Source organism: Bradyrhizobium sp. SZCCHNR2028 (assembly GCF_032380995.1).
Lineage (GTDB): Bacteria > Pseudomonadota > Alphaproteobacteria > Rhizobiales > Xanthobacteraceae > Bradyrhizobium.
On sequence record NZ_JAUHJF010000002.1, the window covers coordinates 329969 to 349809 of the forward strand.

The 19841-nt window shown below is 65.9% G+C and carries 17 protein-coding genes and 1 other RNA gene; 10 read left to right on the plus strand and 8 right to left on the minus strand.

The genetic code is table 11. The annotated features are described in order from the left end of the window. The first annotated feature begins 10 nt into the window (after nucleotides 1-10). From QX121_RS04645 to QX121_RS04685, 9 genes are all read left to right on the plus strand, one after another. Nucleotides 11-3778 carry an AsmA-like C-terminal region-containing protein gene (locus QX121_RS04645; protein ID WP_315811300.1) on the plus strand — a complete coding sequence of 1256 codons (3768 nt, stop codon included), beginning with the start codon at nucleotides 11-13 and terminating at the stop codon, nucleotides 3776-3778. A 31-nt stretch (nucleotides 3779-3809) separates the two neighbouring features. Next, nucleotides 3810-4751, plus strand: a complete 942-nt coding sequence (locus QX121_RS04650; RefSeq protein ID WP_315713383.1) for a LysR family transcriptional regulator — start codon at nucleotides 3810-3812, stop codon at nucleotides 4749-4751. A 121-nt stretch (nucleotides 4752-4872) separates the two neighbouring features. After that, on the plus strand, nucleotides 4873-5754 hold the full coding sequence (locus QX121_RS04655; RefSeq protein WP_315811417.1) for a shikimate dehydrogenase: 882 nt from the start codon (nucleotides 4873-4875) through the stop codon (nucleotides 5752-5754). An 80-nt stretch (nucleotides 5755-5834) separates the two neighbouring features. Beyond that, nucleotides 5835-6974, plus strand: a complete 1140-nt coding sequence (locus tag QX121_RS04660; protein WP_315736852.1) for an ABC transporter substrate-binding protein — start codon at nucleotides 5835-5837, stop codon at nucleotides 6972-6974. Nucleotides 6975-7045: 71 nt separating this feature from the next. Further along, nucleotides 7046-7921 (plus strand): branched-chain amino acid ABC transporter permease, encoded by an 876-nt coding sequence (locus QX121_RS04665; protein WP_315755128.1) that lies wholly within the window; start codon nucleotides 7046-7048, stop codon nucleotides 7919-7921. Further along, entirely contained in the window at nucleotides 7918-8916 is a 999-nt protein-coding gene (locus QX121_RS04670) for a branched-chain amino acid ABC transporter permease (RefSeq protein WP_315811301.1), read from the plus strand. The genes QX121_RS04665 and QX121_RS04670 overlap by 4 nt, the downstream gene beginning before the upstream one ends. Further along, nucleotides 8913-9656 (plus strand): ABC transporter ATP-binding protein, encoded by a 744-nt coding sequence (locus tag QX121_RS04675; protein ID WP_231320008.1) that lies wholly within the window; start codon nucleotides 8913-8915, stop codon nucleotides 9654-9656. Before QX121_RS04670 ends, QX121_RS04675 begins: the two co-directional genes overlap by 4 nt. Before the next feature lie 11 nt (nucleotides 9657-9667). Continuing rightward, nucleotides 9668-10405, plus strand: a complete 738-nt coding sequence (locus QX121_RS04680; RefSeq protein WP_315778722.1) for an ABC transporter ATP-binding protein — start codon at nucleotides 9668-9670, stop codon at nucleotides 10403-10405. Continuing rightward, complete coding sequence (locus tag QX121_RS04685; protein ID WP_315778720.1) at nucleotides 10402-12273, plus strand: bifunctional sugar phosphate isomerase/epimerase/4-hydroxyphenylpyruvate dioxygenase family protein; 1872 nt, start codon at nucleotides 10402-10404, stop codon at nucleotides 12271-12273. The genes QX121_RS04680 and QX121_RS04685 overlap by 4 nt, the downstream gene beginning before the upstream one ends. Before the next feature lies 1 nt (nucleotide 12274). On the opposite strand, the gene QX121_RS04690 is transcribed toward QX121_RS04685, so the two are convergent. Next, nucleotides 12275-13198 (minus strand): LysR family transcriptional regulator, encoded by a 924-nt coding sequence (locus tag QX121_RS04690; RefSeq protein ID WP_315811302.1) that lies wholly within the window; start codon nucleotides 13196-13198, stop codon nucleotides 12275-12277. An 89-nt stretch (nucleotides 13199-13287) separates the two neighbouring features. On the opposite strand from QX121_RS04690, the gene QX121_RS04695 reads away from it, so the two are divergent. Beyond that, nucleotides 13288-14076, plus strand: a complete 789-nt coding sequence (locus tag QX121_RS04695) for an NAD(P)H-dependent oxidoreductase (RefSeq protein WP_315796337.1) — start codon at nucleotides 13288-13290, stop codon at nucleotides 14074-14076. Between the two features lie 16 nt (nucleotides 14077-14092). Here QX121_RS04695 and feoB read toward each other — a convergent pair whose 3' ends face one another. The 7 genes from feoB to ssrA all read right to left on the minus strand — a co-directional run bounded on the left by feoB (nucleotide 14093) and on the right by ssrA (nucleotide 19786). Then, entirely contained in the window at nucleotides 14093-15970 is a 1878-nt protein-coding gene (gene feoB, locus QX121_RS04700) for a ferrous iron transport protein B (protein WP_315736861.1), read from the minus strand. A gap of 20 nt (nucleotides 15971-15990) precedes the next feature. Next, entirely contained in the window at nucleotides 15991-16266 is a 276-nt protein-coding gene (locus QX121_RS04705) for a ferrous iron transport protein A (RefSeq protein ID WP_315713372.1), read from the minus strand. A gap of 107 nt (nucleotides 16267-16373) precedes the next feature. Beyond that, nucleotides 16374-16661 carry a ribbon-helix-helix domain-containing protein gene (locus QX121_RS04710; protein WP_315736862.1) on the minus strand — a complete coding sequence of 96 codons (288 nt, stop codon included), beginning with the start codon at nucleotides 16659-16661 and terminating at the stop codon, nucleotides 16374-16376. Beyond that, complete coding sequence (locus QX121_RS04715; RefSeq protein ID WP_315736863.1) at nucleotides 16661-16846, minus strand: DUF4169 family protein; 186 nt, start codon at nucleotides 16844-16846, stop codon at nucleotides 16661-16663. Before QX121_RS04715 ends, QX121_RS04710 begins: the two co-directional genes overlap by 1 nt. Before the next feature lie 238 nt (nucleotides 16847-17084). Continuing rightward, nucleotides 17085-18509 carry a class II fumarate hydratase gene (gene fumC / locus QX121_RS04720; RefSeq protein ID WP_315811303.1) on the minus strand — a complete coding sequence of 475 codons (1425 nt, stop codon included), beginning with the start codon at nucleotides 18507-18509 and terminating at the stop codon, nucleotides 17085-17087. Nucleotides 18510-18605: 96 nt separating this feature from the next. Beyond that, on the minus strand, nucleotides 18606-19136 hold the full coding sequence (locus tag QX121_RS04725; protein ID WP_315778714.1) for an SspB family protein: 531 nt from the start codon (nucleotides 19134-19136) through the stop codon (nucleotides 18606-18608). Between the two features lie 295 nt (nucleotides 19137-19431). Next, nucleotides 19432-19786, minus strand: a transfer-messenger RNA (tmRNA) gene (gene ssrA, locus QX121_RS04730). Nucleotides 19787-19841: the final 55 nt, after the last annotated feature.

Consider the following 19841-nt stretch of genomic DNA (forward strand, 5'->3'; position numbering starts at 1 on the left):
GGGAGACCCCGTGCAGACGACCCTGCTCGGCTTGGCGATTGCCTTCATCCTTGCGCTCCTTGCTGCGCTGATCGGCCCGTACTTCGTCGACTGGAACCAGTTCCGGCCGCAGTTCGAGGCCGAGGCGAGCCAGGTCATTGGCGTGCCCGTGCGGGTCGCCGGTGCGCTGGATGCACGGCTGTTACCGACGCCGACCTTAAGGCTGCGCCAGGTCACGTTCGGTGGCGCCAACCATCTCGGCAAGCTGCGCGCCGACAAGCTCGACGTCGAGTTCAGCCTTGGCGATCTGATGCGCGGGGAATGGCGGGCGAACGAACTCACCATCGGCGGCATGGCCGCCGATCTCGGCCTCGATGCCAAGGGCCTGGTCGACCTGCCGGCTGCCTCCGGCCGCTTCAATCTGGCCGCGCTCGCGATCGACCGGTTCAATCTCACCGGCCGCGTCGCCCTGCACGACGCAGCCAGCCGCTCGACGCTGGAGCTGACCGACATCGTCTTCTCCGGCGACGTGCGCTCGCTGGCTGGCTCCCTGCGCGGCGACGGCGCCGTGTCGATCCGCGGCGGCCGCTACCCGTTCCGGGTGTCGTCGAGCCAGGACAAGGACTCCAACGGCCTGCGCGTCCACCTCAACATCGACCCGGGCGAGCGTCCCGTGATGGCCGACATCGAAGGCCTCATCAGCTTTCCCAACCGCTCGCCGAAGTTCGAGGGCGCGCTGACGCTGTCGTCGCCCCCGAAAGAGCAGGGCGCCGACAACGACAAGCCCGCCCAGTCTGCGAAGGAGCCGTCCGCAAAGCAGGTCCAACAGGCCAAGACCCGTCCGCTGAACCAGGCCGGCGCGACGCCTTGGCGCATCGCCACCAAGATCGTCGGCGACCAGGCGACGGCCAAGCTCGACCAGATCGAGGTCAGCTTCGGCCAGGAGGATCGCTCGCTGAAATTCGCGGGCAGCGGCGACGTCCGTTTCGGCGCCGCCCCCGCGCTGAAAGCCTCACTGTCCGCACGCCAGCTCGATGCCGACAAGCTCCTGGCCGGCGGTGACGACGTCAAGGACCGGCGGGCGATTGCGCCCGCGCTGGTGCTGCCGGCGCTGCGCAACTGGATTGCACAACTGCCGACCTTGCCGATGCCGGCCAACGTGCAGTTCGCGACCGAGCAGATCATGCTCTCCGGCCGCCCGGTGCAGAACTTCACCGCCGACCTGCACAACGAGCCGTCGGCATGGAGCCTCGAGAAGGTCGATCTGCGCGCGCCCGGTTCGACGCGGCTGACCTTCCGGACCATCGGCATCTCGACCTCGGTGACATCGGGCTTCACCGGCGCGCTCGATCTCGAATCGTCGGAGCCCGACACGCTGGTGGCCTGGCTGCAGGGCCGCAGCGACAGCAGCTACCGCACCCAGCGTCCGCTGCGGCTGCGCGGCGACCTCAACGTGGCGCCGGAGCGGATCGCGATCGACAGCCTCAAGGCCGATATCGACGGCGGCTCCGTCGATGGACGCGTCGCTCTCGTCAACCGGTCGGCCGGGCCGGGCTCGCGTTTCGAAGCGGTGCTGAAGGGCGACCGGCTCGACCTCGACGCGGCGATGGCCGTGACCCGGTCGCTGGTCGGCGTCACCGGCGAGTGGCCCGCCGAGGCCACCGTGGCGCTCGACGTCGGCCGCGCCAAGCTCAGCGGCCAGGAGCTGCGTCCGCTCACCGCGCGCTTTTCCTACGATCCCAAGACCATCGCCATCGACCAGATCAAGTTCGGTCAGAGCGGCGGCGTGACGAGCGAGGGCTCCGGCCGTTTCGATCGCGCCGACGCGACCGGGCGGCTGGTCGTGACCTCGATGGCCGGCTCGCTCAAGGAGATCACGGCGCTGGTGCAGCCGTTCGCGCCGCAGATCGCCGCGCGCTTCGATGCACTCGGCACGCCTGCCGGCGCTGCCCGGTTGAAGCTCACGCTCGATCTCGCCAAGGATCCTGCCAATGCCGACCGCAGCCAGGCCAAGGCGGTGCTCGATCTCGATGCGCCGCAACTCAAGGGCTCGGCGACGCTGACGGCCAAACCGTCGGCGGCGGCGCTGCGCAGCTTCGAGGTCGACGCGATCGATCGAACCGAGCTTGGGATCGAGAGCCGCGTCGCGGCCGAGCAGGGCAATGTCGTGCTGGCGCTGCTCGGGCTCGATCGCGTCGCGGCGGCCGGCAACGGTCCGGCCCAGTTCGACGCCAGCGTGACCGGCAGCTGGCGCACGCCGCTGCGGGTGAATGCGAAGCTGTCCGGCGCCGGGCTCGATGGCGATGCGCAAGGCTCCGTCGATCCCTGGGGGGACACCGCCAAGGCCAACGTCAATCTGCGCCTGCGCAGCGCCAATCTGTCGCCGTTGTTCGGATTGAAGCCGCAGGATCCGGCGGCGCAGAACATCCGCCTGTTCTGCCGTCTCGGTCTTTCCAACAATCGCGTGACGCTCGACGACATCGACAGCACGGTCGGTGGATCGCGGCTGCGCGGCCGGCTCGCCCTGGTGCTCGACGAGGACAAGCAGATCGATGGTGAGCTCGGGCTGGACGCGCTCGACGTGCCGCAAGTGTTCTCGGTGCTGGTCGGCGCAGCCGGGCGTGAGCAGGCCGAGCCTCTCGGCGCAGGTCTCTTGAAGGGATGGCGCGGGCGGGTCTCGTTCCAGGCCCTCAGCGGCGCCATTCTGAACGGCACGGATCTGCGTCCGCTGGGTGGCGCCATCAAGAGCGACGGCCAGTCGCTGACCATCGAGAACGTCAAGGGCAAGCTCGGCGGCGGCGACGTCACCGCGACCGTCGATGCGCGCTCCAACGCGAATGGTCTCGTCCTGAACGGCCGCGTCGAGCTCGCCGGCATCGACGGCAACGCGCTGCGCTATCACAGCCTGAAGATGCCGGCCGGCAAGGTTTCGGCGCAGATGACGCTCGCCGCCGAAGGGCGCAGCGTGCAGGCACTGGTCAACGCGCTCTCGGGCAATGGCACGGTGACGCTCGACAATGCGGCGCTCCCCAATCTCGACCCGCGGGCGTTCGATGCGGCGTTGCGCGCGGCCGACGCAGGCCAGGTGAGCGACGACGGCAAGTTGCGGCAGGTGATCGAGCCGGTGCTGACATCGGGGACGTTGCCGGTCGCGTCTGCTCAGATCCCCTTCATCATCCGCGATGGCCGGCTGCGTGTCGGCGCCACCACGCTCGAAGCGCAGGGCGCCCGCGCCGTCGTGTCCGGTGGCTTCGACATTCCTGCCGACCAGGCCGACATTCGCGCCAGCCTGAGCGCGAACACCGTCGGCAACGCCAACAGCCGTCCCGAGATCCAGCTGTTCGTGATCGGCACGTCCGGGGCGCTGACGCGCGCGGTCGACGTCACCTCGCTGTCGTCGTGGCTCGCGGTGCGTGCGATCGATCGCGAAACGCGGCGTCTGGATGCGATCGCGCGCGGCGAGGTGCCGCCGGCCTATCCGTCGTCCACCGCGTCGCTGCCCGGTGTACCCGAGGCTGGCCCGGCCGCGCCGAGCGCGGCCGACGTGCCGCTGCCCGGGCGTGATCCGCGGCGTGAGCCGCGCGCCAAGCTCGGCGGTCCCCGCGCCGTCGTGCCGCCGCTGACCCCGCCGCTCTCCGCTCCCGCGCCTCAGCCGGCGGCACCGGTGGCATCGAGCCAGCCGCAGGTCGCGCCCTTGCCGCCGCCGGTCGAGATCAAGCCCGCGCCGGGTGCGCTGCCGCCGCGCCCCAGGCCCGTGCCGCGTCCGCCGGTCGTGCTGACGCCGCCGGGCAGTCCATGATGCCGGCTGACGGCGTGCGGGGACCGCGCCGATGATGACGTTGCGACAGGTCGAGGTCATTCGCGCGGTCATGGTGACGGGCACCATCAACGGCGCCGCGCGCCTGCTGAAGGTGTCGGCACCGGGCGTCAGCCGTCTGGTGAAATACACCGAGCGCTCGCTCGGCATCCGTTTCTTCCAGCGCCAGAACGGCCGCTATTTCCCGACCCCCGAGGCGCAGAACATCTTCGAGCAGATCAACAGCGTCTACGAGAAGGTCGACGATCTCAGCTACATCATCTCCAACATCGGCCGCGGCGCGCTGTCGGAACTGCGCGTCGGCTCGGTGCCCAGCATTTCCCAGGTGATGGTGCCGCGCGCGATCGAGCGCGTCCGCCGCCGCTATCCCGATCTCGGCATCGACATCAACATTCTCAAGATCGAGGAAGCGATCGACTATCTGATGCTGGGCAAGGGCGAGTGCGTGGCGATGAGCTACCGACTCGATCATTCCGGGCTCGAATTCCTGCCGCTGGCCTCAGGCGAATTGTTCTGCATCGTGCCGCCGGGACACGAGCTCGCCGGCCGCAAGCAGGTGTCGGCTGCCGAGATGACGCGCTATCCGCTGATCGGCATCGATCCCAACGACCCCTACGGCCGGATCATGGCGGAGATCTTCGCGCGCAACAAACTCAGCTACAACATCTCGATCAAGGCGCGCTTCGGCACCACGGTCTGCGCGCTGGTGAAGGCCGGGCTCGGCATCGCGGTGATCGACCAGTTCACGGTCGCGCATGGCGGCTATCCCGGCATCGAGTTGATCAAGATTGCCGAGCCCACGCGGTTCGACACCTACATCGCCGTCAAGCGCGGCACGCCGCTGTCGCTCTACGCCGAACACTTCATCGACTGCCTGCGCGCGGAGATGCGCGCGCTGGAGCCCGGCCGACGTCAGGTGGCCAAACCGGCGAAATCCGGCGGCGGCAAAAAATAACATGATGTTAGGTTCAGCCGATATTTGAGTAATTGTGTTAGCGAGCGAACGCGCTATCGTCTGCATCGAAATCCGCGCGTGCGACGCTCGCACGTCACAGCAGCAAGAGACAAAAGCGAACGTGCCCGATCTTTCCGCGCTCAAAGCCCGCAAATTCCTGACCGGCTTGATCGGTGCGCCGATCGCGCATTCGGCGTCTCCCGCGATGCACGAATATGCCGCGGCGGCGCTCGGCGTGCGCTGCCATTACCAGCTGATCGAGGTGGCCGGTGCCGATCGCGCGGGTCTGGCGACGCTGCTTGAAGGCGTGCGCCGGCTCGGCTTTGCCGGGGTCAATGTGACCTATCCCTACAAGGAAGCTGTGGTCGAGCTGCTCGACGAACTCGCGCCGAAGGCGGCGGCGATGGGCGCCGTCAATACCGTCGTCGTGCGCGATGGCCGGCTGATCGGCCACAATACCGATACCACCGGCTTCGAGCGGGCAGTGGCGCCGCTGGTCAGCCGGACCGGTCGCGGCGTCGTGGCGCTGATTGGGGCCGGCGGGGTTGGTAAAGCGATTGCGTTCGCGCTTGCGAACCTCGACGTCGCAGGCTTGCACATCTACGACACCGAGCGTGCGCGTGCGGAGAAGCTGGCGAACCTGCTTCCGGGCGGCAAATCCATCACGGTGGCCGATAGCGTCGAAGAGGCGCTGCAGGGGGTGGTGGGCGTCGTCAACGGCACACCGATCGGGATGCTGCCGAACCGCGGTACGCCGGTGCCGGAACACTTGCTGCGCGCCGATCTCTGGGTCGCCGATGCCGTCTATTCGCCGCTGTGGACGCCGCTGCTGAAAGCCGCCAAGGCCAAGGGCGCGCGCGTTCTGCTCGGCCGCGAGCTTGCGATCTACCAGGCCGCCGACGCGTTCGAGCTGTTCACCGGTCTAGCACCGTCGACCGAGGCGATGGGCGCGGCGTTCGACAACCATATGGCGGAGAGATATCCGGCGGTTGACGCCGCCTGACCAAACCGGCCAATACGCGCCGGACTAGTCGTTCAAGCAAGAAACGCAAACAAGCGTTTGGAAACAGAGGAGGAAACAACGTGAGATCGATCACCCTGGCTGGCCTGTGCTCAGCCGTGCTGCTGTCCGGAGCCGCCTTCGCGCAATCCGGCGCCCCCATCAAGATCGCCAATGTCGCCGAGCTCTCAGGCGGTGGCGCCACCGTCGGCAACAACTGGAAGAACGGCATCGATCTCGCCGTCGAGGAAATCAACGCCAAGGGCGGCATCCTCGGCCGCAAGATCGAGGTCAGCCATGCCGACTCGCAGTCGAACCCCGGCGTTGCGCGTGCGCAGGTGCAGAAGGCGCTCGATGGCGAGCCCTACGTGCTGCTCGGGCCCGGCTATTCCGGCTCGGTGAAGGTGACGGCGCCGCTGGCGGCCGAGGCCGGCATCACCCAGATCATGGGCGGCGAAGCGGCCGAGCTCACGCAGGCCGGCAACAAGTTCCTGTTCCGCACCTCGTTCGGCCAGCAATCGTCGATGCCGAAGGTCGCGAAGTACATCAACGATGAGCTGAAGGCGAAGTCGGTCGCGGTGGTCTGGGTCAACAATGATTTCGGCCGCGGCGGTCGCGACGTCATCACCAAGGAGTTCAACCGTCTCGGCATCAAGGTCGCGGCCGACCTCTCGACCGAAGCCGGCCAGGCCGACTTCGCCGCCGACGTCAGCAAGATCAAGGCGGCGGCGCCGGATGCGGTCTTCATCTATGTCAACGAGGAAGAGAGCGCGCGCATCCTGAAAGAGATCAAGCGCCAGGGCGTGACCGCGCCGCTGATCGGCGAGACCACGCTGGTCGGCCAGAAGGTGATCGAGCTCGCCGGCGATGCCGCCAACGGCGCCCGCGGCCATGTCGGTCTCACCACCGACGCACCGATCGAGGCCATCAAGGCGTTCCGCGACCGCTTCGTGAAGAAGTACAACTACGTGCCGGATCACAACGGCCTCAAGGGCTATCTCGCGATCTACATGGTCAAGGCCACGACCGAGAAGATGGGCAAGGTGGATTCCAAGGCCTTCGCCGACACGCTGCACGGCCTGACCATCAAGACCTCGACCGAGCCGAATATCCTGATGGATGTCACGTTCGACCAGAACGGCGACATCGATCGCCAGGGCTTCCTGGTCGAGGTGGTCGAAGGCAAGCAGGTCGTGAAGCAGGTGCTGCCGAAGCTCAACTGAGGACAACGGTCGACCGGCGGCGCCGGAGGGGATGCCAGTGCCGCCGTCACCCAAAGGCCTAGGGGGAAACGATGTCCAATCTGCTCGACCTGATCGTGGCGGGTCTCGCCACCGGCGCCATCTACGCGCTCGTTGCCGTCGGCTTCACCTTGCTGTGGCAGACCTCGCAGACCATCAACTTCGCCCAGGGCGAGTTCGTGATGCTGCCGGCCTTCCTGATGCTCGCGGTGATGCATCTCGGCGCGCCGTTCTGGCTCGCGGTTCTCGTCGGCATCCTGTTGTCGGCACTGCTGCTCGGTCTCGCCTTCAAGATGCTGCTGGTCGATCCGATGCTGCGGCATGGCGTGCTGCCGCTGGCGATCGCCACCATGGCGCTGGCGGTCGGGATCAAGGAGGCGGTGAAGCAGTTCTTCAGCGCCGAGGCATCGCCTTTCCCTTCGATCGTGCCGGTAGGTGACGTCACCGTCCTGGGCCGGGCGATTTCGCTGCAGAGCCTCGGCGTGCTCGCAGTCGCGATCCTCGCGGTCGTCGGATTGACCACGCTGTTGAACCGCACCTCGCTCGGCCATCAGATGCAGGCGGCCGCGCAGAATCCCACGGTGGCGCGCATCATCGGCGTGCCCGTCGAGCGTATGATCCTCCTGACCTTCCTGATCAATGCCGTGCTGGTCGCGCTGGCCTCGCTGCTGATCACGCCAATCTATCTCGCGAAGTTTTCCAGCGGCGAGGTGCTCGGGCAAGCGGCGTTCATCGCCGCGATCGTTGGCGGCTTCAACCAGGTGCGCGGCGCCATTGCCGGCGGTCTCCTGATCGGCGTCGTCGACAACCTCGCCGCCGCCTACGTCTCCACTCAGTATCGCGCCGCCGTTCCGATGGTGCTGCTGATCCTTGTCATCCTGTTCCGGCCGCAGGGCCTGCTCGGACGCGCCGAGGAGCGTACGGTATGAGCAAGCACAGCAAACTGCTTCTCGCCGCGCTCGGTCTCGTCATCATCGCGGGTCTGATCATCATCCCGATGAACTTCAACCGCTACGGCCTGTATATTCTGAGCCAGTGGGCGGTCATGACCATTGCGGCCATGGGGCTCAACCTCACGCTCGGTTATGCCGGACAGGTGTCGCTGGCCCAGGGCGCGTTCGTCGGCATCGGCGCCTACGGGGCCGCGATCCTGACTACGCATGGCTGGCCACTGATCGCCGCGCTAGGGCTCGTCATCGTGATCTGCTTCGCCGTCGGCTGGCTCTTGGGCTATCCGGCGCTGCGCGTGCAGCACCACTATCTCGCCTTTGTCACGCTCGCCTTCTCGACCTTGGCGTTCCTGGTGTTTCGCAACGAGAGCTGGCTCACCAACGGCATCTACGGCATCAGCAACATTCCGCGCCCGGAAATCTTCGGCTTTCCGACCCGCAAGCCATTGCCGTTCTATTACCTCTGCCTCGGCTCGCTCGGTCTGGTGACGCTGGCGATGTGGTGGCTGATCCGCTCGCCCTGGGGCCGCGCCTTCATGGCGCTGCGCGAGAACCCGATCCGGGCGCAGTCGCTCGGCATCGACACCAGGCGCTACACGCTGATGGCGTTCGCAATCGGCTCCGTGCTCGGCGGCATCGCCGGCGTGCTCTATGCGCCGCTGACGCAATATGTCGATCCCGTGCCGTTCAACCTGCAGCTCTCGCTCGATCTCTTGATGATGGTGATCGTCGGCGGCGCCGGCTTCATGCTCGGGCCGTTCCTCGGAGCCATGATCGCGGTGCTGCTGCCGGAGTGGCTGCGCTTTGCCGAAGGCTATTACCTGATGCTCTACGCGGCCGCGGTCATCGTGCTGCTGATCTATTCGCCGAGCGGCATCCTCGGCATTCTCGACCGCTATCTCAGCTCACGCCGGACTCAGGCGGCATCCGCGCTGCGAGCGGCGGCTCAATCCAAGCTGGAGGCCGCGCAATGACAGCAGTTCTCGACGTCCGCGACGTCAAGAAGAGCTTCGGCGGCATCACCGCCGTCAACGGCGTCAGCTTCGACGTGCAGGAGGGCGAGATCCTCGGCCTGATCGGTCCCAACGGCTGCGGCAAGTCGACCCTGTTCAACTGCATCCTTGGCCAGCTGGTGCCGAGCGCGGGCGAGGTGAGGGTCGATGGCAAGCTCGTTACTGGACAGCGTCCGTCGGACCTCAATCGCCTCGGCGTCAGCCGCACCTTCCAGCTGCTGCAGGTGTTTCCCAAACTGTCGGTGCGCGACAATCTGATCCTTGCCGGGCAGGAGCATCGTGGCAGCATGCTGTCGCGCCTGCTCGGTCCGTCGGATGCGGGACTCACCGAGACGGCCGATCAGATGATCGGCTTCTTCAAGCTGGAGCATCTTGCCAACGAGCCGGCGGGCGGCCTCTCCTACGGCCAGCAGAAGCTGCTCGATGCGGCCATGGCGTTCATGGGCGGCCCGCGGCTGGTGCTGCTCGACGAGCCTGCAGGCGGCGTCAACCCGACCATGCTGGGCGACCTCAAGGAGCGGCTGATCGCGATCAATCGCGAGCGCCGCGCCACCTTCGTCGTGATCGAGCACAACATGGAGTTTGTGATGTCGCTGTGCTCGCGCGTGATGGTGATGGCGGAAGGCAAGGTGCTTGCGATCGGCAAACCCGACGAGATCAGGGCCAACCCGGCCGTGATCGAAGCCTATCTCGGACACTGAGGGAGCCGGCGATGAGCGATCCCATTCTCGATGTCCAGAACCTCGTCGGCGGCTACGGCAAGATGACGATCCTCAACGGCACGACCTTCTCGGTGCCGGCGGGCTCGATCACCACCGTCATCGGTCCGAACGGCGCCGGCAAGTCGACCGTGTTCAAGGCGATCTTCGGCCTGCTCAAGCTGCGCGAAGGCAAGGTGGTCTTCAAGGGCCGCGACGTCACCGGCTTGAGCCAGCGCGCGCTGCTCGGCGCCGGCATCTGCTACATCCCGCAGGGCCGCAACATCTTCGGTGAGCTGTCGGTGCGTCACAACATCGAGCTTGGCGGCGTCGCCGCTTCGCGCGATCTCGATCTGACCGCCCGCGTCGAGGCGGCGCTCGACGTCTTTCCGGTGCTGCGCAAGAAGGCGGATCGTCAGGCCTCGACCCTGTCGGGCGGCGAGCAGAAGCAGCTCGAGATCGCGCGCGGGCTGCTTCTCGAGCCGCAGCTGGTGCTGATCGACGAGCCCTCGATTGGCCTGTCGCCCTTGATGGTGCAGCAGACCTTCGACATGCTGAAACAATTGCGCGACCGCGGCGTCTCGGTGCTCCTGATCGAGCAGAATGCGCGCTCGGCGCTGGAGATCTCCGACTACGGCATCGTGCTCGAGCTCGGCCGTACCCGCATCATCGACAAGGCCGATCGCGTGCTGGCCGATCCGCGCATCGGCCAACTGTTCCTGGGCGGCGCGATGGAGGAGACGGCGGCATGAACCAGCGCTCGATCGCAACGGTCTCCATCTCTGGCGCGCTCGACGAGAAGCTCAAGGCGATCGCTGCCGCCGGCTTCGATACGGTCGAGATCTTCGAGAACGATCTGGTCGCGTTCGGGATGCGGCCGCGCGAGATCGGGCAGATGTGCCGCGACCTCGGCCTTGCGATCTGCGCCTATCAGCCGTTCCGCGATTTCGAGGGCATGCCGGAGCCGCAGCGCGCGCGCAACTTCATCCGCGCCGAGCGCAAGTTCGACCTGATGCAGGAGCTCGGCACGGATCTGCTGCTGATCTGCAGCAGCGTGTCGCCGGCCTCGCTCGGCGGCATCGACCGCGCCGCCGCCGATTTCCACGAGCTCGGCGAGCGCGCCGCGAAGCGGGGTCTGCGCGTCGGCTATGAGGCGCTGGCCTGGGGCCGTCACGTGCATGACTATCGCGATGCCTGGGAGATCGTGCGCCGCGCCGATCACAAAGCCATCGGCGTCATCCTCGACAGTTTCCATGCGCTCGCACCGGCGCTGCCGACCAACGCGATTCGCTCCATTCCCGCCGACAAGATCTTCCTGGTGCAACTCGCCGATGCGCCGAAGCTCGAACTGGATGTGCTGTCCTGGAGCCGGCATTTCCGCAGCTTTCCCGGGCAAGGCGATCTGCCGGTCGGGGCGTTCATGGAGGCGGTGGCCGCGACCGGCTATACGGGGCCGCTGTCGCTGGAGATCTTCAACGATCAGTTCCGCGCCGGCTCGGCGCCGCGCACCGCGCTCGACGGCATGCGCTCGCTGCTGCTGTTGCAGGATGACCTCGCCGGGAAGATGCCCGCCCAGCCGGAGCCGCGCTTCGAGCCTCGGGTCAGGAGCCACGGCATCGGCTTCGTGGAATTCGCGGTCAGCGAGGACAAAGCGGAGTCTCTGGCGAGACTGTTCGGGCAGCTTGGCTTCCGCAAGACGGGGCGTCATCGCAGCAAGGCGGTGCAGCGCTGGTCCCAGGGCGCAATCGAGCTGGTGATCAACTGCGAGCCGGCCAGCTTTGCGCATTCGCATTACGTCACGCATGGGGCAGGCGTCTGCGCGTTGGCGCTGGACGTCGACAGCGCCGCTCGTGCCATGGCGCGGGCGCAGTCCTTGAAGACGCGCACCTTCACGCAGCCGGTCGGGCCGGGGGAACTGGAAATTCCGGCGATCCACGGCGTCGGCGGCAGCCTGTTGTACTTCCTGGATACGCACGGGCGGCACTGGGACGTCGATTTCGAAGCTGTCGCCAGCGACAGGAGCACCGACCGTCTCGTCGCGGTCGATCACATCGCCCAGTCGATGCCGTATGAAGAGATGCTGTCCTGGCTGCTGTTCTATGCCGGGATCATCGACTTCTCGCGGCTGCCGCAGATGGAGATCGCCGACCCCCGAGGCCTCGTGCAGAGCCAGGCGATCGTCAACGGCGATCGCAGCCTGCGCTTCATCCTCAACGGCTCCTCGGCGACGCGCACCTTGTCCTCGCGTTTCATCTCCGAGTTCTTCGGTTCCGGCGTCCAGCACATCGCGTTCTCCTGCGACGACATTTTTGCAGCCGTGGCCGAGATGCGCGCCCGCGGCGCCGGCTTCCTCGACATTCCCGATAACTACTACGACGATCTCGAAGCCAAGTATGATCTTGCGCCCGAGACGATCGCAGCGCTCCGTGCCAACGAGATCCTGTACGACCGCGACGGCGACGCCGAGTTCTTCCAAGTCTACACCCATATCTTCGAGGAGCGCTTCTTCTTCGAGATCGTGCAGCGGCGCAACTATCAGGGCTTCGGTGCGGCCAATGCCGCGATCCGGCTGGCGGCGCAGGCGCGCGAGGTGCGGCCGGACGCGATGCCGCGGCTGTAGCTCAGGGCTCGGGCCGGATGCCGGGCAGGCCGACGATCTCCTCGGCGAGATAGTCGATCAGCAGCCGCACGCGCGCGATGCCGGCGCGCTCCGGGACGATCAGCATGTTGAGGGGAGTCGATGGCAGACGGTGGTCGGGCAGGATGACCGTCAGCCTGCCAGCCGCGATGAGGTCGTCGACCAGCCACGCATGGCTCCCGCCGATTCCGCGCCCGGACAGCACGGCCTCTCGAACCGCGAGTCCGTGATTGGTGCGGAAGCAGCCTCTGAACGGCACCTCATGGCGTTCTCCGTCGGGTCCCATGACGACCAGCGACTCGCTGCCCGCGACGTTGGTCATGCGGATGCCGTCATGCCCGATCAGTTCTTGCGGCGTGCGCGGCGTGCCGCGTCTCGCCAGGTAGTCGGGAGAAGCGACCAGCAGCCGGTGCGAGTAGCCGAGCGACCGCAGCTTCAGAGAACTGTCGGTGAGCGGGGCGAGACGCAGCGCGATGTCGACACCCTCCCGCACGAGGTCGATGCGCTCGTCGGTCAAATTGAGATCGATCGCGATGTCCGGATAGAGATCCTGAAACGCGAAGACCAGCCGCGCGACATGCAGGATGCCGAAGGCCGCCGTGCAGGAAATCCGGATGATGCCGCTGGCAGCGCCGCGCGCACCGCGCGCCTCGTCGCCGGCCTGTTCGATAAGCCGCAGGATCTGGACGCAGTTCGTGTAGTAGCGGCTGCCTTCGTCGGTCAGGGTGACGCGCCGGGTGGTGCGGCTGAGCAGCGGCACGCCGATCGCATCCTCCAATTCCTGAAGGTGACGCGAGATGGTGGACTGGCCCAGCCCGAGCTCGCGCGCCACGGCCGACAGGTTGCCGCGCTCGGCGACCCGGACGAAGCTGCGCATGTTGATGAGGCTGATGTCTGATTTATCCATAAAACAGCTTAATGTTATCGATATAGGTCATATAGTGGATAAGTTGGCGCGCGTCTATGTTCCGGCTGTTCCAGCAAAGGATCCAAGCCATGAACGTGCTGCTCGTCTTCGCCCATCCCGAACCCCGCTCGCTGAACGGCGCCCTGCGCGAGGTCGCCGTCGCCGAGCTCAAGGCCCAGGGCCACGAGATCCGGGTCTCAGATCTCTACGCGATGGGCTGGAAGTCGGCCACCGACCGCGCCGACTTCCCGCTCTTGCCGCCGGACGGGCCTCTGAACGTCGCCACCGCGTCTGGCGAGGCCTTCAAGACCCACACCTTGACCGAGGACGTCAGGGCCGAGCAGGACAAGCTGCTCTGGGCCGACGCGGTCATCCTGCAGTTCCCGCTGTGGTGGTTCACGATGCCCGCGATTCTCAAGGGCTGGGTCGACCGGGTGTATTCCTACGGCTTCACCTATGGCGTCGGCGAGCACAGCGACAAGCGCTGGGGCAACCGCTATGGCGAGGGTGTGTTTGCCGGCAAGCGCGCGATGCTGGTCGTGACCACCGGCGGCTGGCAGGAGCATTATTCGGAGCGCGGCATCAACGGGCCGATCGACGATCTCCTGTTTCCGATCAACCATGGCATCCTGTTCTATCCCGGCTTCGACGTGCTGCCGGCCTTCGTGGCGCACAAGGCGAGCCGGATCGACGAGGCCGGATTTGTTGAGATCGCTGACCGACTGCGCGAGCGCATGCGGACGCTGTTCACGGATCAGCCGACCCCGTACCGGCGGCAGAACCACGGCGACTATCTGATCCCGTCGATGCAGCTTCGTCCCGAGCTCGGCGCGCCGGACGCGCGCGGCTTCGCGCTGCATGTCGACGCCGCGCGCTGACGTGGAGGGCGCGGGCTCAGCCCGCGCCCATCGCGACCGCAATGTGGTAGGTCGCGAACGCGGCCGCATAGGCGAGCGCGAACATGTAGAAGAAGGTGACGGCCATCCAGCGCCAGCTGCCGGTTTCTCGGCGGATGACGGCGAGCGTCGAGGCGCATTGCGGGGCGAAAATGTACCAGGCGAGCAGCGCGAGCGCGGTGGCGAGGCTCCATTTGCTGGCCAGCACCTGTCCGATCTGCTCGGCGGCCTCCTTGCCGCCTTCGATCGCATAGACGGTGCCGAGCGCGGCGACTGCGACTTCGCGGGCGGCCATGCCGGGCACCAGCGCCACCGCGATCTGCCAGTTGAAGCCGACCGGCGAGAGCAGGGGGGCGATCGCCTGGCCGATCATCGCCGCGAGGCTGTAATTGATCGCGGGCTCGGTCGCCCCCTCCGGCGGCTGCGGGAACGACGCCAGGAACCAGATCAGCACCATCATCGCGAAGATCGTGGTGCCGGCGCGCTGCAAGAACATCTTGGCGCGGGTGTAGACGCCGATCGCGATGCTGCGCAACCGCGGCATCTTGTAGTCCGGCAGCTCCAGCATGAACGGCGCCGGCTGGTAGTCGCGCATCAGGAAGAACTTCACCAGGAACGACACCAGCAGCGCGCTGATGATCCCGGCGGCGTAGAGCCCGAACATCACCAGGCCCTGCAGGTTGACCAGGCCCCACACCTTGGTCGGCGGGATGAAGGCCGAGATGATCAGCGTATAGACCGGGATCCGCGCCGAGCAGGTCATCAACGGCGCGATCAGGATCGTGGTGAGCCGGTCGCGGCGGTTATCGATCACGCGCGTCGCCATGATGCCGGGAATGGCGCAGGCAAAGCTCGAGAGCAGCGGGATGAAGGCGCGGCCATGCAGCCCGGCGCCGCCCATGATGCGGTCCATCAGGAACGCCGCGCGCGCCATGTAGCCGAAATCTTCCAAGAGCAGGATGAACAGGAAGATGATGATGATCTGCGGCAGGAACACGATGACGCTGCCGACGCCGGAGATCACGCCGTTCTGCAGGAAGCTCTGCAGCAGGCCTTCGGGAAGCTCGTCGTGAACGAGCTGGCCGAGCGCGTCAAAAGCCGCCGACAGCACCTGCATCAGCGGCTGGGCCCAGGCGAACACCCCCTGAAACATCACGAACAGGATCGCCAGCAGGATCAGCAGGCCGCCGACCGGATGCAGCGCGATGGCATCGATCCGGGCGGTCCAGGTATCGGGCCGCTCGGGCAAGCTGACCGTCTCCGCGATGATACGATCGGCCTCGCGCTGGGTGGCGCGCAGCTCCGGGACCGTGAGAGGACGCCAGGTGTTGGCGCGCTCTCCGGTGGCCGCGGCCGCCCGGGCGAGGAGCTCGTCGGTCAGCCGCAGCAGGTCGTCGGTGCCGCCCTTGCGCACGGCGATCGACGTCACCACCGGCACGCCCAGCGCTAGCGACAGGGCGGGGACGTCGACCGTGACGCCGCGCCGCTTGGCGATGTCGAACATGTTGAGCACGAGCGCCAGCGGCCGGCCGGTGCTCTTGAGCTCGAGCAGCAGCCGGATCGTCAACCTGAGGTTGGTGGAGTCGGCGACGCACAACACCAGATCGGGCAGGACCTCGCCGGTGGCACGTCCCAGCACGAAATCCCTGGTGATTTCCTCGTCAGGGCTGCGACCGCGCAAGGAATAGGTGCCGGGCAGGTCGACCAGCGAGACCTGGCGGCCCTGCGGGGTGACGAATGCGCCCTCTTTGCGCTCGACCGTGACCCCAGGATAGTTCGCGACCTTCTGGCGGCTTCCCGTCAGCGCGTTGAACAGCGAGGTCTTGCCGCTGTTGGGCGTACCCACCAGGGCCAGATGCAGCAGAGGGCTTTCCATGACGACGCTTTCCGCGCGGCCTATGCCACGATGACGGCCATGGCCTCGCGCCGGCGGACCGCGACGGTGATGTTGTCGACACGCACGGCGATCGGATCGCGCCCGACGATCCCCTCATGCAGAATTTCGACCCGGGCGCCCTCGACGAAGCCCAGTTCGATCAGCCGGCTCTCCAATTCGACGTCCGGCAGGGACGAGCTCGCGCCGCCCGCAGCCAGATGCTGGATTGTTCCGGTATAGCCTCGCCGGGCGAGACCGAGCGGCTGAGGCGGCCTTGTATCGCAGATTTCGCTCATAGCCTGTATTTTCAATCGCGTGCCAAGAGGTCAAGCGCGGCATGTTAAATGCCGCTGCATCTTAGAGCGATTTTAAACAGGCCGGGCGGACCGCCGTCTGATCTGCCTCAAGGAGCCGCGGCGGCTGCCGTGTGCCGGGCGTCCACCGCCGCCTTCGGCTCGAGGCCGGAAGAAGCTGCGGCGCGGCTCTTGAAGTGGTCGAGCACGAACAGCCGGATCGCCGAGGACAGGTTGCCCTGCTGGCGATTGTTGTCGATCTCTCCGACCAGCTCGGACAGGGTCATGTTACGGAGACCCGAAATCTCCTTCATGCCGTTCCAGAAGGCCTCTTCGAGGCTGACGCTGGTCTTGTGGCCAGCAACCACGATTGAACGTTTTACGACGGGCGACTTCATCACGCGTCCTCGCCATTGATACGATGTTGATCGAGTAATTCGTTCGCGCGCTTGTCGCGTTGCGCGTCATTTGCGCGTTCGGACTTCGTCCTGCCGAAGCGAGCGCGGTTGCTTTCGGCGACCTTCGCTGCTTCATCGCGCTCCACGCGCTTTCTGAAACGTTTCAAGTTGATGACATCACCCATGCTTGCTCCAATCATCTAAGCCATCGAACGTCGTGACGAGAGCATGCGCATTGCGCGGATGAGCCCAGGCGTTCTCCAGACAATCACGTCATCGCTCCCTGATAGTTCGAGGGCCAGTCGCGTCGTTGCGAGCGGGATTTGTTTACTCACCAAACGCAGCAGAACTTGTAGTCGAGAGTATCCTTTAGGGGTTAACGGCGAGAATTGCATCACCCCCCGTAGTACTACGGGACTACCGTCAGGGTCGTCCGGGCCTCGTCATCTTCTCGGGTTGCACGAGGCGGTTGAATTCGTCCTCAGACACGAAACCGAGCCTTAAAGCTTCCTCTTTCAGCGTCGTGCCGTGCTGATGCGCTGATTTGGCGACCTTGGCCGCATTGTCGTAGCCGATCTTCGGCGCAAGCGCCGTCACCAGCATCAGCGAGCGCTGCATCAGCTCTCGAATCCGATTCTCGTCGGCGCGAATTCCAGTCACGCAATGTTCGCTGAATGAACGCGCTGAATCACCTAGTAATTGTACGGACTGCATCATGCAATGTGCGAGCAATGGCTTGTAGACGTTCAGTTCGAAATGCCCCTGGCTGCCGGCCATGGTGATCGCCGTGTGATTGCCGAACACCTGGCAGCACACCATCGTGAGTGCTTCGCACTGCGTCGGATTCACCTTGCCCGGCATGATCGAGGAGCCGGGCTCGTTCTCCGGCAGGATCAATTCCCCCAATCCCGAGCGGGGGCCCGATCCGAGAAAGCGGATGTCGTTCGCGATCTTGAACAGGCCGGTGGCCGCCGCGTTGAGCGCGCCATGTACGTACACATAGGCGTCGTTGGACGCGAGCGCTTCGAATTTGTTGGCGGCGCTGGTGAAGGGCCAGCCGGTGATGTCGGCAACATGCTTGGCGAACAGCTTCGCGAATTTCGGATCCGCGTTCAGGCCGGTGCCCACGGCGGTGCCGCCTTGGGCCAGCGGCAGGAGCTCTCGCGCCGCCGTCTCGATTCTTGCGATCGCGCTCTCGACCTGCGCGGCGTAACCGGAGAACTCCTGGCCGAGCGTGAGCGGCGTGGCGTCCTGGGTGTGGGTGCGGCCGATCTTGACGATGTCCGCGAACGCGTCCTGCTTGGCGCGCAACGCCGCCAGCAGCTCCGACAGCGCCGGCACCAGATGGCCCGAGATCGCCCGTGCCGCGGCGATGTGCATCGCGGTGGGGAAGGAGTCGTTGGACGACTGGCTCATGTTGACGTGATCGTTCGGATGCACGGGCTTCTTGGTCCCGCGTTCGCCCCCGAGCAGTTCGCTGGCGCGGTTGGCGATCACCTCGTTGAGGTTCATGTTGCTCTGGGTGCCCGAGCCGGTCTGCCAGACGACCAGCGGAAAGTGGTCGTCGAGCTTGCCGTCGATGACCTCCTGCGCCGCTTGGACGATGGCGTCCGCCATGCGCGGCTCGAGCAGGCCGAGCTCGCGATTGGTCTGCGCCGCAGCCATCTTCACGAGGGCAAGCGCGCGCACGATGCCGATTGGCATGCGGTCGTGGCCGATGCGGAAATTCTGCCGGCTGCGCTCGGTCTGCGCGCCCCAATAGCGGTCGGCGGCGACCTCGATCGGGCCGAAGCTGTCGGTCTCCGTGCGCGTCGATCCGTGCGATGATGAACTAGCTGAATGTGCCATGAAGCATGCCCGTCATTGGTTGCGAACCGGCGTCGACCGGTTCGAGCATGCTTCAATCTAGTGATCCGACCGTCGTTCCGCGCGGGGCGAATGCGCCTACTTCTTGCGGAAACGGTCCAGACGCACGACTTCGGCGCCTTCTCCTGGCGTGGCCGGCGGGAGCGGCTTGTCGTCGCCGGCTTCGGCCGGCGTCGCAGGCAACGGACCGGCAATGGCCGATGGCGCCGGCGCGGCCGGCAGTTTCGGCGCGGCCGGCGTCTCGGCAATCGCCTCCGACGGCTCGAACTGCAGTCCGAATTGTACGGACGGATCGAAGAAGCTCTTGATGGCGTGGAACGGCACCACGAGGCGCTCAGGGATGCCGCCGAACGACAGGCCGACTTCGAACCGATCCTCCGAAACCACCAGATCCCAGAACTGGTGTTGCAGGATGATCGTCATCTCCTCCGGATATTGCGCCAGCAGCCGCGGCGACAGCTTCACGCCCTCGGCCTTGGACACGAATGTGATGAAGAAATGATGCTCGCCTGGGAGTCCATGGGCGGCAGCGTCGCTCAGCACCCGGCGCAGCACCCCGCGCAACGCGTCGCGCGCCAGCACATCGTATCGAATATGATCCGTCGCCATGATCGGTCCTGTGTCGTGTAGGGCTGCGCCCGACGCTTCGGGCGGCCGCGCCCGGCAAGGCAGCAGCATTCCCGACTCGCGTCAATCACATCGTACCCGGCATCGGCGCTGAGGTCAGCAGCCATGCCGGTCGATCGCCAGATATGGGAACGGGTAGAAGCTGGCGGAAGTCCGGTCAACGAAGGAATGAATCGAAGCCGCGCCAAAAAGCTGGGGACAGCACGGCCCTGAAGCGGAGATGGGTTAAAGCGGAGACAGGTTAAAGCGGAGACAGGTTAAAGCGGAGGAACGTGAAAGTGGAGGCTTCTGTTGCCAGGTGCCTCCGAACCCCGCCTAACGGAGCTTAACCCGTTAGGACTTTAAGGTGGTCTTTCAAACTGCGTTACGCAGCCTGAGCAACCGGAGCAAAGTTGTCGTTGGCAACTATTGCAGTAGCCCGATAACGGCGGAACAATACCGGGAAAAAGCTCGCCCTTTACGCCCTCGTCGATCCTATTTCGCCCCCGCCAAAACCCATCTGTCGATGGGCTTTGGTGGAGGCGCCGGGTACCGCCCCCGGGTCCGAATGGTTTATTTCGACGGCGATTTATTTCCATAGCCGGCAAGCCGGCAGGTTCTATATAGGCCCCCGGCCGGCGGATGCACAGGGCCGAAACGCCGCGGCACGCGACAAAAATGTGGGCGGCTGCCGGGAACCCTCTGGTT

What these genes read in the sequence shown, in the direction of transcription:
- QX121_RS04680 (WP_315778722.1), top strand. Translation starts at nt 9,668, where the DNA reads ATGAGCGATCCCATTCTCGATGTCCAGAACCTCGTCGGCGGCTACGGC.
- QX121_RS04675 (WP_231320008.1), top strand. Translation starts at nt 8,913, where the DNA reads ATGACAGCAGTTCTCGACGTCCGCGACGTCAAGAAGAGCTTCGGCGGC.
- QX121_RS04650 (WP_315713383.1), top strand. Translation starts at nt 3,810, where the DNA reads ATGATGACGTTGCGACAGGTCGAGGTCATTCGCGCGGTCATGGTGACG.
- QX121_RS04705 (WP_315713372.1), bottom strand. Translation starts at nt 16,266, where the DNA reads ATGAGCGAAATCTGCGATACAAGGCCGCCTCAGCCGCTCGGTCTCGCC.
- QX121_RS04670 (WP_315811301.1), top strand. Translation starts at nt 7,918, where the DNA reads ATGAGCAAGCACAGCAAACTGCTTCTCGCCGCGCTCGGTCTCGTCATC.
- QX121_RS04715 (WP_315736863.1), bottom strand. Translation starts at nt 16,846, where the DNA reads ATGGGTGATGTCATCAACTTGAAACGTTTCAGAAAGCGCGTGGAGCGC.
- QX121_RS04695 (WP_315796337.1), top strand. Translation starts at nt 13,288, where the DNA reads ATGAACGTGCTGCTCGTCTTCGCCCATCCCGAACCCCGCTCGCTGAAC.
- QX121_RS04690 (WP_315811302.1), bottom strand. Translation starts at nt 13,198, where the DNA reads ATGGATAAATCAGACATCAGCCTCATCAACATGCGCAGCTTCGTCCGG.
- fumC (WP_315811303.1), bottom strand. Translation starts at nt 18,509, where the DNA reads ATGGCACATTCAGCTAGTTCATCATCGCACGGATCGACGCGCACGGAG.
- feoB (WP_315736861.1), bottom strand. Translation starts at nt 15,970, where the DNA reads ATGGAAAGCCCTCTGCTGCATCTGGCCCTGGTGGGTACGCCCAACAGC.
- QX121_RS04665 (WP_315755128.1), top strand. Translation starts at nt 7,046, where the DNA reads ATGTCCAATCTGCTCGACCTGATCGTGGCGGGTCTCGCCACCGGCGCC.
- QX121_RS04685 (WP_315778720.1), top strand. Translation starts at nt 10,402, where the DNA reads ATGAACCAGCGCTCGATCGCAACGGTCTCCATCTCTGGCGCGCTCGAC.
- QX121_RS04710 (WP_315736862.1), bottom strand. Translation starts at nt 16,661, where the DNA reads ATGAAGTCGCCCGTCGTAAAACGTTCAATCGTGGTTGCTGGCCACAAG.
- QX121_RS04725 (WP_315778714.1), bottom strand. Translation starts at nt 19,136, where the DNA reads ATGGCGACGGATCATATTCGATACGATGTGCTGGCGCGCGACGCGTTG.